This is a genomic window from Acinetobacter sp. RUH 2624, from assembly GCF_000162375.2.
Taxonomy (GTDB): Bacteria; Pseudomonadota; Gammaproteobacteria; order Pseudomonadales; family Moraxellaceae; genus Acinetobacter; species Acinetobacter nosocomialis.
This window is the reverse complement of sequence record NZ_KI391940.1, coordinates 447,754-462,042: the sequence shown is the minus strand read 5'-3', so window position 1 is coordinate 462,042 and position 14,289 is coordinate 447,754. Positions and strand designations below refer to the sequence as shown.

The window sequence follows — 14,289 nt, the reverse complement described above, 5'->3', positions numbered from 1 at the left end:
GCTGGGGCATTGAATAACAGTTATTACTAAGGATTACGAATCGGAGATAATGGCATTATGGAAAAGATTTGGTTTGCAGAATACCAAAAGACAGGGATTCCAGAAACAGTAGCATTGCCTGCAGAAAATACCTCACTTGTTGATATTTTTGAGCGTAATTTCCAAAAATTTGGTTCTCGTGATGCCTTTATCTTTATGGATAAAGCCATGTCATTTAACGAGTTGGAACTTGCAAGCCGTAAGTTCGCGACCTATTTGCAAAATTTGGGGTTAGCAAAAGGTACGCGTGTTGCAGTAATGATGCCAAACGTATTGCAGTACCCTGTAGTGGCATTGGCAGTCTTCCGTGCTGGCTTGATTTTAGTGAATGTTAACCCGCTATACACAGCACGTGAGCTTGAACATCAGTTAAATGACTCAGGTGCTGAAGTTCTCGTCATTATTGAAAACTTTGCGAGTGTTTATCAAAGTATTTTAGGTAAAACTCCAGTCAAGCATGTTGTAGTTGCTTCTGTTGGAGACATGTTAGGTACACTAAAAGGTACTTTAGTGAACTTTGTTTTACGTAAAGTGCGTAAACAAATTCCAGCTTGGAATATTCCTGGCCATGTTAAATTTAATAGCGCATTAAATAAAGAAAACCCAAGCAATTATAAACGCCCGACTTTAACTTTAAGTGATACTGCTGTGCTTCAATATACCGGTGGTACAACAGGCGTTTCAAAAGGTGCTGAGCTGACGCATCGTAATTTGGTTGCTAACCTTTTACAGTGTGACGGTATTTTCCAAAGTAAATTTGGTGCAAATGATGGTGCTAAAGGTGATCGTATCGTTTGTGCATTACCGCTTTATCATATTTTTGCATTCATGGTTTGTGCGATGTACGGCATGTACAAAGGACAGGCAAATATCCTGATTCCGAACCCGCGTGATTTACCAGCCGTGATTAAGGAATTACGTAAATATCAACCTTCTTTCTTCCCAGCAGTAAATACATTGTTTAATGCCTTGGTAAATAATGAAGAGTTCAAACAACTTGACCATAGCAATTTAAAAATGGCAATGGGCGGTGGTATGGCAGTTTTACCTTCTACAGCAGAAGCTTGGAAGAAAATTACTGGCACTACCATTATTGAAGGTTACGGTTTATCAGAAACTTCTCCGGTAGCGACTGCAAACCCTCCAGCTTCTACTGAGTTTAGCGGCACCATTGGTATTCCATTACCTTTAACAGAAGTTGCTATTTTAGATGATGACGGTAAAGAATTACCTTTAGGTGAACAAGGTGAAATCTCAATCCGTGGTCCTCAAGTGATGAAAGGCTATTGGAACCGTCCAGATGAGACAGCTAAAGTGATGACAGCTGACGGCTTCTTCCGTACAGGTGACATTGGTGTAATGGACAGCCGTGGATATACAAAAATTGTAGACCGTAAAAAAGATATGATTTTGGTTTCAGGCTTTAACGTTTATCCAAGTGAAATTGAAGAAGTTATTGCTAAACATCCAAAAGTGTTGGAAGTTGCTGCAATTGGTGTTCCAGATGAAAAATCAGGTGAAGTACCAAAACTCTTTATTGTGAAAAAAGATCCAAGCTTGACCACAGAAGAAATTTTGAACTTTGCTAAAGAAAACTTAACAGGCTACAAACGCCCTCGTTATGTTGAGTTTATGGATGAATTACCAAAATCAAATGTAGGTAAAATTTTACGTAAAGATCTACGTAAACCTGCTTAATCGTTAGTGATTAAAAAAAGCGCCGTAGGGCGCTTTTTTATTTAGTGGCTTTTCATAAACCAGCGGTCTACATAAGGACGGCCGATTCCAACTATACCCACAAAAACAAACATTGTGCCGAGTTGTAGGCGTAAGTGAGACAAGTCAAGTTGGCCATAACTAAGGTAATTATCTATCAGACAATACACGATAATTACAATGAGCCAATGCCATAAAGGAAGTCTTTTGACACCCACTGCAATAAAAGTGATTGTCAAAATGACAAAGGTACCCAGTGTCGATTGCCAATTGAAATTCGCGCAAATCACACTCAGTAAAAAAGCGACAATGGGTAATACAATTTTGAAGATAAGATCTACCTGAAGCTGGTTCTTCTTTTGCTTTTCTAAGACCTCGAGCAATTCTTTTTGATCAGGTTGTTGCATACATAGCCCTATAAATCAGTGATGACATGCGATTGCATAAAATTTCAGGTAAAAACGATGAGTTATGATAGCATGATCAACAGTATTTTCAGTGATGGATGGCACTATGCACGGCATCAGCAGCATTATCTATATTATTTTAGTGGCATGTTTGCTGCCATACGCATTTACCGTAATTGCAAAATTTAAGGGTGGTTTTCAGCCCTCTGATAATCAGAACCCAAGAGATTTTCTTGCTAATACAAAGGGAATCGCTGCTCGGGCAAATGCAGTACAACAAAACAGTTTTGAAAGTTTACCTTTATTTTTAACAGCTATTCTGATGGCTGAATATATGGTGGTGCCTGAGTACTTTATTTTGAGACTGGGCTGGGCATATATTATTTTGCGCGTGATTTATGGCATTTGTTACTTGAGTAATTGGGCAACTTTACGCTCGATTGTCTGGTTTTTATCATTGTTATGCCCAATATTCTTGTTGATCGTGACAATTAAGTTGACTTGAGTGTCATTCTGTCACCATTCATATCAACTTTCGCGTGTGCGCATTGTATAATCGGCATCATTTTGATGATATCCACGTTATAATCGAGTGGATTTTACATCTGACTTCATAACGAAAGAGTATTGATATGAGTTACAGCAATATCCCAGCAGGTAAAGATGCACCAAATGACATCTATGTCATCATTGAAATTCCTGCAAATGCAGCGCCAATTAAATATGAAATTGACAAAGATTCTGATGCATTGTTTGTAGACCGTTTCATGGGCACAGCAATGTTCTATCCAGCAAACTATGGTTATGTACCAAATACTTTATCTGAAGATGGCGACCCATTAGACGTACTTGTTGTAACTCCGCATCCTGTTGCTGCTGGCTCTGTAATTCGTTGCCGTCCAGTGGGTAAATTAAACATGGAAGATGACGGCGGTATCGACGCGAAATTAATCGCGGTTCCACATGAGAAATTATCTCCACTTTACAAAGATGTGAAGGAATATACAGATCTTCCTCCATTGTTGATTAGCCAAGTTGAGCATTTCTTCAGCCACTATAAAGATTTAGAACCAGGCAAATGGGTAAAAATCAGCGGTTGGGAAGGTGCGGACGTTGCTAAAGCTGAAGTATTGAAAGCAATCGAAGCTGCTAAAAAATAAGTTTTGATTTTATGAGTCTAGTGTGTCTCAATTGATATTCTAGACTCAATAAAAAACCTACCTGTGTTACCAGAGGTAGGTTTTTTTTATGCTTGATAGATCTATGAATTAGAATAATTTCACAGGGATATCAAGGAAGATACGCCATTCGTTTGTATCACCGATGTACGCACCTTGGTAAGAATCACTTGCACGGTAATAAGAGTTACGGACACGAAGACTTGCATCTTTAGCAAAACCACTTTGAACTGTGTATTTTACTTGGTTGAAGAATTCGCGCTCTTGAGCATTGTCAGTTACATCACGAACTTTGATGTCCCAACCGTATACAAATGCAGTTGTCCAGTTCAAACCAGGTAATACGCCTAATTTACCGAAATCAACGTTGTATTGAATTTGTGCAGATTTCTCGTGGTTACCAATGAAATCAGACATATAAGAGTTTGGTAAATAAATACTTTGGAAACCGTCAGCGTTTTGACCATAGTCATAACCAACATTCCCAGTGTTTTGTTGGTAAGCAAGCATCACACTGTGTGGACCAGTAGCATAAGTTCCTGAAATTGCCCAAATATTGTTGGTCTTTTCTTCGCCTGCTTTACCATTATCAGCATAATCTGGTGCTACAAAGCCAGTTGCTGAATAAGTGCGTGCATTTGCATCAAACTTAGTATGGTATCCACTGAAATCATAAGTTAATGAACTGTCATTAGCCAAAGGCTGTTTATAGTTCACATTAGCATAATGACGTTCAAGTTTATTTTTGCTATCTAAACCATAGTAAGAGGCATTTAAGTTATCATCAAACTTGTATTTACCGCCCCAAACGATTGCACGATCAAGACCTTTACCAAATACATCAGCATCGGTATTAATTTGATCAGACATTTGGTCTTTAGTGAATTTACCAGCTACTAATTCAAGGTTCTTGATTTCATGGCTTGTTAATAAAGTACCTGTAAAGTATTCAGGAACCATACGGCCAGTGTTACTTGCTAAAACTGGTAAATCGAGTACTTGAGTACCATAACGTACAGTCGTATTTGAGAAACGAGCTTTAACGCTACCGCCACCACGGCCCCAATGATCGTAAGCTGAACCATCATTGTGCTTAGGAATCATTTGATTACCGGCATTATTATTTTCACCGATTTTAAATGAACCGTCACCAACAACGCCTACACCGAAACCAACAATACCAGGGGTAAAGCCAGATTCAAGATTTACAATTGCCGATTGAGCAAATGAACTAGTATCTTTCGCGCCTTGTTTTTTGTCGCGAGTTAGATAACCTGTACGGAAGAGAATAGAACCGTTCGCATCTTCAACAAATCCTTTTGCCTCACTTTGCTCGCTTGCCTGAGCTGAGGAAATTATTGCCGCAGAAATGAGAACTGCTAATGTAAGTTTTTGTGCATTTAGCATATTTAAAGAACCTCATAAAAACGATAAATCCTGTGCCTTGTTATAGTTCAGGGCCTAGGATTTCCATCAATTGTATAAGTAATCTATAAAAAAGATATATTTTTGTTGATTTTATTTTATATATGCTATGCAGAAATTGATTAATGTGCTACCGGTTATTTAGTAAATTTACTCATAGCCTTTTATACTTAATGTATTGTTTAAAATAAAAAAAGTAATTTATTTTTTAGTTGATTTTTACCATTTATTTTATAGTCAAACTTCAAAAAATACGTGATTCTTGTGTTCATTTTTTATCCTTTTTTGCTGGATATGTTTACTTTTTAACCTTGCTTTGAGTTGATTTTTTCAACGATTTATTTTAAGCCTACTTATAAATTGTTACTGTATAACATTGTTTTTAGAAGTACTGTATATATGAACCGATTGTTATAATAAGCCAATAGAATTTAATTGAACTGATCAAATCTAGTGCGATATTTTGCATAAATTCTGTGCAGTACTTTTTTTATTTATATTGTTGCCTAAAAAAGACCCAAAATAGTTCATCGACTTTAACTCAGAAATAAATACAGAAATGAAGTAAGCAAAAATGCTCAATCACAGATCATTTCATCTAACGCCTTCAATAATTTACATACTTTTTATATCTCAGCTTTAGATCTAAATAGAAAATTTACGCGTATCAAAGGAATACTTCTTACCTCGGTTACTAATTTCCGATAAGGGGTTTTTCTATGTTGAGTATTTTTAGATTTGTAATAAATCTATTTTATATATTTGTTTTTTATAAATATAAAGTTTCGTGTACTAAGCAATTTTTTCATTTTAAAAAGAATTTGATTTCAAAACTTATGCAGCCCAGCGATACCAAATATGGACTTGGCACAGCAATTGCTAAAGCTTAAGTAACAAAATTTGTTTAATTCAATTAAATCGTGCGTTCATTGTGGGGGAGATCAAAATGATGAAATTTGCACTTAAAGTAGTAGCAGTCGGCGTACTCACAGCAGGTTCAACCATGGTTATGGCTGAAAGTGCTCCATCTTTCTATGGAATCACGACAACAGGTAGCGTAGCAGCAACCACAGATTATCGTTTCCGTGGTGTTACACAATCTTCAAATAACCCTGCCATTCAAGGTGGTTTTACTTTTTCTCATAAATCAGGTGCTTATTTATCGCTTTGGGGTTCAAGTGTTGATTTTGGTGTAACAGGTAACTCAACTGAAACAGATGTCGCTTTGGGTTATACCAATACGTTAAAGTTATCCGATAAGCTTGCGCCAACTTATGATGTAGGTGTGATCCATTATGGTTACATTGGTTCGGGCCATAGTTTTGACCGTAACGGCATTGGTTACGATGGCAAAAATGGATTAGATTTTAATGAAATTTACGGTAAGTTAACGTTTGCCGATTCTTTATTTAAAGGCGATGCGCTCAGTGTGGGCGTTAACTATTCAAATGACTACTGGGCGAACTCTAAACAGTTCTGGTATTTTAACGTAGGTTATTCGGCACCAATTGCAAACACTGGATTTACTGGACTTGCATCAGTTGGTTATAACAAATTCAAAAACAAAGAGGCTTTAGCCGTAGTTGCGGGCGGCCCTGGTACAGACGACAGCTATATTGATTATAAAGTTGGTGTAAACCGTAACATTTTAGGTATTTTGGCTGAATTAGACGTAGTGGGTACTGATGTGAGTACTTCTGGTATGACTGATGCTCAGAAAAAGCCTTATGACGCTGGTCTAGTATTTAGTTTAACTAAAACTTTCTAAGTTTATGCTGTAAAAAAGCGGGTAAATAAACCCGCTTTTTTATTAGTTTTCTATTTCAGAAAGTAGTTGTTTTAACTGATTAAGCTCAATATTCGTGGCTTTAGACAAAGGCTTACGTGGTGACCCCGCAGAAATATCTTTTAACTGTAAACCTGCTTTAATCGTTTTAGGCAAACCACCAGTTACGATAAAACGTAGGATAGGAAGTTGTTGGTAAAATGACTTCTGAGCTTGCTCTAATTCACCATTTTTGACGTGTTGAATAAGCTGTTGAGGTTGTTGACCCAGCAAGTTTGGTGCTGCTGTACACCAACCGCTTGCTCCCGCACATAAGGCCTCTAAAGCTAGAGGATTACAACCGTTATAAAACGGAAGTTCACCTTTTGATAGTTCATAAATTTTATGCATGCGCTGAATATCGCCGCTGCTTTCTTTTACCATCGTGATATTTGCGATGTTGTTAAACATACGCACAATTAACTCTGGAGACATATCAACGCCACTGGTTGCAGGGTTGTTATACACCATAATTGGTAAACTCGTGGCCTGAGCAATCGCTTGATAATATTCAAAAATCTCTTGATCAGTTAGTTTCCAATAAGATACAGGAATCACCATAAGTGCATCTGCACCATAGCTTTGCGCGATCTGGGCTTTTTTGATGGCTTGATCAGTGGTGAGTTCTGAAATTCCAATAATGACAGGCACGCGCTTATTAATGCTTTCAATTGAAGTTTTTGCGACTAAGCACCATTCATCCCATTTAAGATAAGCGCTTTCTCCTGTACTGCCTAAAGGTGCAATTGCATCGCAACCATTTTCAATAAGCAAATTCAGCATTTGTTTTAGAACAGGAAGATTAATGGTGTTGTCATCAGAAAATGGAGTAACAGGGTAGCCAATAATGCCTTTTAGTTTCATGGTCGAAGTCTCTTTTTAAATACAGTCAGAATGGTTTTTCAAAGCTTTACGTGCGTAGTAAGCAAAGTTCACTTTGTTGCGTTTATCGGTAGATACCCAGTCATGTGCTTCTGTTGCTAGACTGTGGGGGATAGGCTGAATTTGCCCGGCAGACATTGCCAGTAGTTGCAGTTGGGCTGCGCGTTCAATTAAAAGAGCCAAGTTACATGCTTCTTCAATGGTTTTTCCTGTGACCAGTTGGCCGTGGTGAGACAACAAAACAGCGCGGTTTTTACCCAGAGCAGAGGAAATCAAAATACCTTCTTCATTACCCACAGGAACACCTGGCCAATGACCTACAAATGAGCAGTCCTCATAAAGTGCGCAGACGTCCATTTGAGAAATCATGAGTGGAATCTGTAGCATAGATAAAGCAGCTACATGGGTGGGATGTGTGTGAATAATGCAATTCACCTCTGGATGTTCTTTATAAATCCAAGTGTGAAAACGGTTGGCTGGGTTTGCCATTCCTTCTTGATTGATGGGTTCTAGATCTTGATTTACTTCAAGTAAGTTTGAAGCAGTAATTTCATCAAAACCTAATCCGAAACGCTGAGTAATAAAAGTTTCTTTATTTTCACTACGGCAAGTAATTTGTCCCGCTAAACCAGCATCATGACCATGATCAAATAAAATACGACAAGTGAGTGCAAGCTTTTGACGATCAGTTAAATCTGAGTCGCTAATCCACTTTTGCATGTCTTGCTGTGCATGTTGCATCAGCTCTTGTTTGTTTACAGAAGCAGTCTTCATCTCTTCTCCAGTCCAGTTGACCAAATTAAGTAGGTGAAGGCAGAATAGAAAATAACTGGATGAATCAATACATCCAGTTTTTATAAGTTATATGGTCCAGATGGGGCGAATATGCTAAGACCTTGGCAAGTACATTTCCGTATCGATGAAAGAGAAGAAAAAACAGTTTTTTTAAAGCTTACTAACTTGATTAGCCAAGAAATTTTAAATGGGCGTTTAGTACAGGGAACTATGCTACCAGGGTCTCGTAGCTTGTCAAAAGAACTAGGAATTAATCGGAAAACGGTACAAGCGGCATACGAGGAATTAGAGGCACAAGGATGGCTAGTGACTCGCCCCCGAAAAGGCACATTTGTGGCAGATGTTTTGCCGGAAAAACAGCTTCAAATAGAGTCAGTATCTGAGCGAAAAGTTAATCATAAGCCCGTTATTCGAGAAGTGACTCAACGTCCACATAACGATGGTGTGCCAGATCCGAGGCTTATTCCATACGAATTGTTTTCGAGGGCCTATCGGCATGCTCTGATTAAAATTACGCAAAATCAGTACATGGGCTATGGTGATCCAAGAGGAATGAGTGAGTTAAGACAAGCCTTGCAACAAATGCTATCGATGGAACGTTTTATGAATGTTGCCGAAGATGAGATTTGTGTTGTACGTGGAAGCCAGATGGGAATTTTTCTTGCATCGCGCGCATTACCAAACCGCCAAGGTGTCATTGTCGTTGAAGAGCTGTATTACCCATCTGCTTTTAAGGCATTCCAGTCAAATGGTTTTCAGGTTGTTACTGTCAAATTAGATGGGCAAGGTATTGTCATTGAAGATTTGGAACGGATTTTACAAGAATATTCTGTCGCTGCCATCTATACAACGCCACATCATCAATATCCCACAACAGTTACCATGCCAATGAGTCGTCGTCTTCAACTCTTAGAGCTTTCAAAAAAATGGGGGTTTTACATTATTGAAGATGACTATGACCATGAATTTCACTATGACAGTCGGCCTATGCCACCCTTAGCGAGCTTACCTCACTCTGAGTTAGTCATTCATGTGGGCTCATTGTCTAAAGTTTTTGCACCTGGTATTCGGTTAGGCTACATCGTGGCAGCTCCCCCCATCATTCACTCCATTACTGAAGATATTTTATTGATTGACCGGCAGGGCAATAATATTACGGAACTCGCTTTAGCGGATTTAATGCAGAGAGGAGAGATCAAACGACACATACGTAAAATGAAAAAGATTTATCAGTTACGTCGCGATCATGCCTTAGCTGCGTTTCAACGAGTTTTTGCTGAGACTGTTCATATACAACCTCCCGCGGGTGGAATGGCTTTGTGGGTGAAATTTCAGAAAACATTTACCCAAGATCAGCTTATAAACTTAAAAGAACTCAATATTGATACAGAGCATAAGTTTAAACAGGGAGAACACCCTAATCGTAGTATCCGCTTCGGTTTTGCAGCTTTATCAGAGAAAGAAATTACGGCTTTAATTGAAAACTTAAACAATATTCTTAATAGAAATAAATGAACAGCGGACACATAATCCGCTGTTTTATTTTAAGAATGATTGCCTCGATAGGAGAGAGCTTCTGTAAGGTGAGGACTTTGAATCATCTCACTTTGAGACAAATCGGCAATGGTACGAGCAACCCGTAAAACACGATGATAAGCACGAGCTGATAGATTTAAACGTTGCTGTGCCATTTCAATCATTCGCTGTGAAGTGTCATCTAGGACAGCGAATTGTTCTAATTGTTTTGGTGAAAGCGCTTGATTTAAACAATTCTGCCTTTTTATTTGTTGTTCATAAGCATAAATCACACGTTGTCGCACAGTTGTCGAATCCTCAGCAGGTGTTGGGTCTTGTAGTTCCTGAGCTTTTAATGGCGGTACATCGATATGTAAATCGATGCGGTCAAGTAATGGTCCCGATATACGATTTTGATAGCGCTTAATACTTTCGGGTGAACACTGACAACGACTGTCTTGATTAAATGCATAACCACATGGGCAGGGGTTCATTGCTGCTATAAGCTGAAAGTTGGCAGGATAGGTAATTTGCCGGGCTGCCCGTGAAATGATAATTTCTTTTGACTCAAGCGGCTGGCGTAAGACTTCTAATACTTTGCGATCAAACTCGGGTAATTCATCTAAAAAGAGAACCCCTAAGTGAGATAAGGTAATTTCACCCGGTTTAGGATGAGAACCGCCCCCAACTAGTGCAATTGCTGAGGCTGTATGGTGGGGTGCACGAAAAGGGCGCTGTCCAAAAATATGCGGTGTATTTGAAATCGAATAAATACTCGCAACTTCAAGCGTTTCTTGAGTAGAAAGTGGTGGTAAAATTGAAGGAAGACGTGAGGCGAGTAAAGTCTTACCTGTACCCGGTGGTCCTTTAAAGAGCAGGGAGTGCCCTCCAGCAGCTGCAATTTCCAGTGCACGACGTGGACGTAGCTGACCTTTTACATCAGCAAGGTCAAATTTATACGGCATGTCATTTGAGCGGGAAGATGATTGCACCTGAGATAGCTTGGTATTTCCTAAAAAGTGTTCACAAACTTCTTTTAAATGACTAACCGGATAACACTCAAGATTTGGTAAATGACTAATATCTTGACTATTATCTTGGGGTAAAACAATTTTATGCTGGGCTTGTTGGCAGGCCATTGCCAAAGTTAAAGCACCTGAAATAGGTCTTACATGACCATCTAGTGCTAACTCTCCAATAAATTCAAAGTCTTCAGTGCAGTTCTCTGGAAGCTGACCTGAGGCAATTAATATCCCTAATGCAATCGGTAAATCTAAACGTGAACCATCTTTGGGCAAATCTGCGGGAGCAAGATTAATAGTCAGCCGTTTAGTCGGAAACTGAAATCCACTATTAATAATGGCTGAGCGAACCCTGTCCTTACTCTCCCTGACTGCTGCTTCAGCAAGCCCTACGATCGTTAGAGAAGGTAAGCCTTGACTCACATGTACCTCTACTTCAATGAGAGGCGCATGTAAGCCTAAAAGTCCCCGAGTATAAATTTTAGAAAAAGACATCTTCTTGTTCCATTGTGGTGCTTAATTTTTAATCGTTGTAAAGTATAAGTGCGCTACATTGGTGCTTATTTTTTATTCTTTAAAGTTTCTTCTAATAGACTTACTTGTTTTTGTAGCTCTTCTAAACGTTGATTGGCTAAATGAAGTGCAGTTTTTTGTCTTTCGATTTCTTGTTTAGACACGAGGTCTAATTTCTCGACAGTTTCATTTAATAATGCACGTAAGTTTTTTTCTAAATCTTTTTTAGGCTCGTCAATTTGTTCCAAAATAGCCTGTAATAGAGTTTCTAGCATGAGATATCCAAACTGTTGTATTACCTTATGCTTGCCAGTTTAACACTGCTTGAACCTCGTATATAGGCTTCTTGGCTTTTCCATATTGGATAACGATAAAATGAAATAAAAACAGGACTGCAAATTCATTTTATTTTTAGTAGCTCATCTACATCTTGATAACTAAATAGGTTATAAAGAAAGCTCATGCAAAAGATTCATCTCCTCCAACCTTTGAAATATTGGCATGAAAATTGAACATAAAACCTTACTGGTGAAAAGAAGCCGAAGGAAACAAACATGAAGCTTGTAACTGCAATTGTAAAACCGTTTAAATTAGATGATGTGCGTGAAGCACTCTCTGACATTGGTGTACAAGGGATTACCGTAACTGAAGTTAAAGGTTTTGGTCGTCAAAAAGGGCATACAGAACTTTACCGCGGCGCGGAGTATGTGGTTGATTTCTTACCTAAAGTAAAAATCGAAATTGCGATTAGCGATGAAATGGTCGACGCAGTAATTGAGTCAATTACTCGTGTGGCAAGCACTGGGAAAATCGGCGACGGTAAGATTTTTGTGACTAACCTGGAACAAGTCATCCGTATCCGTACGGGTGAAACAGGACCAGATGCTGTCTAAATTGGCACAAAGCTTGCTGAGCAATAAATAGCTCGCAAATGAGGTTGGGGGACACGAATGAAAAAAATGCTTATGGCGCTGAGTCTAACAGGCGCACTTTTGGGTGGTACTGCCGCTTGGGCAGAAGAGACTGTAACAACACCGACATCTGAGGTTACAGCAACATCAACGTCTGCAGCACCTGCAACATCTGCAGCAGCACCAGCAGCTGCCGCAACTCCGGCAGCTCCAGCACCGACACCAAAACTCGATACAGGCGATACATCTTGGATTTTAGTTTCAACAGCTTTAGTACTGTTGATGACGATTCCTGGCTTGGCATTGTTCTACGGCGGTATGGTCCGTAAGAAAAACGTATTAAGTACCATGATGTTCAGCCTTTCTGCTGCAATTTTGGTAAGTTTGCTTTGGGTGATTGCTGGTTATTCACTCGCGTTCTCTGGCACAGGTGCATACTTTGGTGACTTGTCTAAAGCGATGCTCAATGGCGTAGGTTTTAACGCACTAAGTGGAACAATTCCTGAAAGCTTATTTGTTATTTTCCAAATGACTTTTGCCATCATTACTGTCGCAATTTTGAGTGGTTCGATTGCTGACCGTATGAAATATTCAGCTTTCATGGCCTTTATTACAATTTGGGTACTTGTGGTTTATGCGCCAATTACTCACTGGGTGTGGGCCACAGATGGTTGGTTATTTAAAGCAGGCGCATTAGATTTTGCTGGTGGTACAGTTGTACATATCAACTCTGGTGTTGCAGGTTTAGTCGCAGCTTACATGCTTGGTAAGCGTATTGGCCTTGGCCGTGAATCTATGGCACCGCATAACTTAACTTTAACTGTAATCGGTGCAAGCTTACTTTGGGTAGGTTGGTTCGGCTTCAATGGTGGTAGTGCGTTAGGCGCTGGTGCTCGTGCAAGTATGGCAATTTTAGTGACTCAAGTTGCTGCCGCTGCTGCTGCCTTCTCTTGGTTAGTTGTAGAACGTATGATTCGTGGTAAAGCTTCTGTATTAGGTGGTGCATCTGGTGCTGTGGCTGGTTTGGTTGTGATTACACCAGCAGCAGGTTTCGTCGGCGTAGGCGGAGCTCTAGTGATGGGCTTAATTGGTGGTGTAGTCTGCTTCTGGGGTATTACAGCACTTAAACGTTTACTCAAAGCGGATGATGCATTGGATGCCTTTGGTTTACATGCAGTAGGTGGTATTGTCGGCGCGATTTTAACTGGCGTGTTCTACAGTGATGAAATCATTAAAGCAGCTAGTGTGACTTTAGCACCAACATTTGCAGGCCAATTGTGGGTACAAGTTGAAGGTGTACTTGCAACTATGGTTTACAGCGGTATTGCAACCTTCATTATTCTTAAAGTAATCGATGTGGTGATTGGTCTGCGTGTTAATGCCGATGATGAACGTATGGGTCTGGATTTAAGCCAACATGGCGAACGTATTGAATAATTCGTAATATATTTGCTGTACTAAAAACAGTCTTGGGTTGTGATCAAAGCGATGCTTTGATCTGGCTCAGGGCTGTTTTTTTGTCTCATAGAATGCTGGTTCAGTAAGCGTAGAAATTTTGCTACACTAGGTCAAAGTAATTGATCCTATTAAGTCCGCTATGCATTGTCCATTTTGCAACGCCGCAGATAGTAAAGTCATCGATTCTCGGCTAGCCGCAGAAGGCTGTCAGATTCGTCGACGTCGTGAGTGTGTAGTTTGCGGTGAACGTTTTACCACTTTTGAAAGCTATGAAGTGGTGATGCCCCGTGTGATCAAATCGAATGGAAAGAATGAACCGTTCGATGAAGCCAAGCTACGTCGTTCACTTATGCATGCTTTACAAAAGCGTCCAGTGACACAAGAGCAGATCGAAACGGTTCTGAGCGATATTCAATTGCAGATTCGCCGTTTAGGTGAACGTGATGTTAAGTCTAGAACTATTGGTGAAATTGTCATGCAATCTTTATTTGCACTTGATCATGTTGCCTATGTTCGTTTTGCTTCGGTTTATCAAGACTTTCAGGATGTTGAAGCGTTTCGCCGTCAAATTGAGCAAATGCAACAACGTGAACATTAATCATT

The 14,289-nt window shown here is 39.5% G+C and carries 14 protein-coding genes; 8 read left to right on the top strand and 6 right to left on the bottom strand.

Translation table 11 applies throughout. The annotated features are described in order from the left end of the window. Positions 1 to 57: 57 nt before the first annotated feature. Positions 58 to 1,737, top strand: coding sequence for a long-chain-fatty-acid--CoA ligase (locus HMPREF0014_RS24220; protein ID WP_002048927.1), 1,680 nt, complete (start codon positions 58 to 60; stop codon positions 1,735 to 1,737). A gap of 41 nt (positions 1,738 to 1,778) precedes the next feature. Here HMPREF0014_RS24220 and HMPREF0014_RS24215 read toward each other — a convergent pair whose 3' ends face one another. Then, entirely contained in the window at positions 1,779 to 2,162 is a 384-nt protein-coding gene (locus tag HMPREF0014_RS24215) for a hypothetical protein (protein WP_006581189.1), read from the bottom strand. 106 nt (positions 2,163 to 2,268) lie between these two features. On the opposite strand from HMPREF0014_RS24215, the gene HMPREF0014_RS24210 reads away from it, so the two are divergent. Further along, complete coding sequence (locus HMPREF0014_RS24210) at positions 2,269 to 2,667, top strand: MAPEG family protein (protein WP_002048944.1); 399 nt, start codon at positions 2,269 to 2,271, stop codon at positions 2,665 to 2,667. 127 nt (positions 2,668 to 2,794) lie between these two features. Beyond that, positions 2,795 to 3,322, top strand: coding sequence for an inorganic diphosphatase (gene ppa, locus HMPREF0014_RS24205; RefSeq protein ID WP_002048945.1), 528 nt, complete (start codon positions 2,795 to 2,797; stop codon positions 3,320 to 3,322). A gap of 108 nt (positions 3,323 to 3,430) precedes the next feature. On the opposite strand, the gene HMPREF0014_RS24200 is transcribed toward ppa, so the two are convergent. Then, on the bottom strand, positions 3,431 to 4,747 hold the full coding sequence (locus HMPREF0014_RS24200; RefSeq protein WP_002048907.1) for an OprD family outer membrane porin: 1,317 nt from the start codon (positions 4,745 to 4,747) through the stop codon (positions 3,431 to 3,433). A gap of 964 nt (positions 4,748 to 5,711) precedes the next feature. Between HMPREF0014_RS24200 and HMPREF0014_RS24195 the strand changes: the two genes are divergently transcribed. Then, the gene (locus tag HMPREF0014_RS24195; protein ID WP_020992390.1) at positions 5,712 to 6,533 is read left to right on the top strand and encodes a TorF family putative porin; all 822 of its coding nucleotides are present in this window, start codon (positions 5,712 to 5,714) and stop codon (positions 6,531 to 6,533) included. A 42-nt stretch (positions 6,534 to 6,575) separates the two neighbouring features. Here HMPREF0014_RS24195 and HMPREF0014_RS24190 read toward each other — a convergent pair whose 3' ends face one another. Next, a complete protein-coding gene (locus HMPREF0014_RS24190) occupies positions 6,576 to 7,454 on the bottom strand; it encodes a dihydrodipicolinate synthase family protein (RefSeq protein WP_006581187.1) in 879 nt (292 codons plus the stop codon). Between the two features lie 15 nt (positions 7,455 to 7,469). Beyond that, positions 7,470 to 8,246, bottom strand: a complete 777-nt coding sequence (locus HMPREF0014_RS24185; protein WP_004883678.1) for an aldolase — start codon at positions 8,244 to 8,246, stop codon at positions 7,470 to 7,472. A 111-nt stretch (positions 8,247 to 8,357) separates the two neighbouring features. Here HMPREF0014_RS24185 and HMPREF0014_RS24180 point away from each other — a divergent pair, with 111 nt between their 5' ends. Next, positions 8,358 to 9,782, top strand: a complete 1,425-nt coding sequence (locus HMPREF0014_RS24180) for a PLP-dependent aminotransferase family protein (RefSeq protein WP_006581185.1) — start codon at positions 8,358 to 8,360, stop codon at positions 9,780 to 9,782. Positions 9,783 to 9,811: 29 nt separating this feature from the next. Here HMPREF0014_RS24180 and HMPREF0014_RS24175 read toward each other — a convergent pair whose 3' ends face one another. Both HMPREF0014_RS24175 and HMPREF0014_RS24170 read right to left on the bottom strand, forming a co-directional pair. After that, positions 9,812 to 11,299, bottom strand: coding sequence for a YifB family Mg chelatase-like AAA ATPase (locus HMPREF0014_RS24175; protein WP_006581184.1), 1,488 nt, complete (start codon positions 11,297 to 11,299; stop codon positions 9,812 to 9,814). 65 nt (positions 11,300 to 11,364) lie between these two features. Then, positions 11,365 to 11,592 (bottom strand): accessory factor UbiK family protein, encoded by a 228-nt coding sequence (locus tag HMPREF0014_RS24170; RefSeq protein WP_002048939.1) that lies wholly within the window; start codon positions 11,590 to 11,592, stop codon positions 11,365 to 11,367. A gap of 279 nt (positions 11,593 to 11,871) precedes the next feature. Here HMPREF0014_RS24170 and glnK point away from each other — a divergent pair, with 279 nt between their 5' ends. The 3 genes from glnK to nrdR all read left to right on the top strand — a co-directional run bounded on the left by glnK (position 11,872) and on the right by nrdR (position 14,284). After that, on the top strand, positions 11,872 to 12,210 hold the full coding sequence (gene glnK / locus HMPREF0014_RS24165; protein WP_000780326.1) for a P-II family nitrogen regulator: 339 nt from the start codon (positions 11,872 to 11,874) through the stop codon (positions 12,208 to 12,210). Between the two features lie 57 nt (positions 12,211 to 12,267). Then, positions 12,268 to 13,665: an ammonium transporter gene (locus HMPREF0014_RS24160; RefSeq protein WP_002048891.1), complete on the top strand. Its 1,398-nt coding sequence runs from the start codon at positions 12,268 to 12,270 to the stop codon at positions 13,663 to 13,665. A 160-nt stretch (positions 13,666 to 13,825) separates the two neighbouring features. Beyond that, positions 13,826 to 14,284 (top strand): transcriptional regulator NrdR, encoded by a 459-nt coding sequence (gene nrdR / locus HMPREF0014_RS24155; protein WP_004710970.1) that lies wholly within the window; start codon positions 13,826 to 13,828, stop codon positions 14,282 to 14,284. Positions 14,285 to 14,289: the final 5 nt, after the last annotated feature.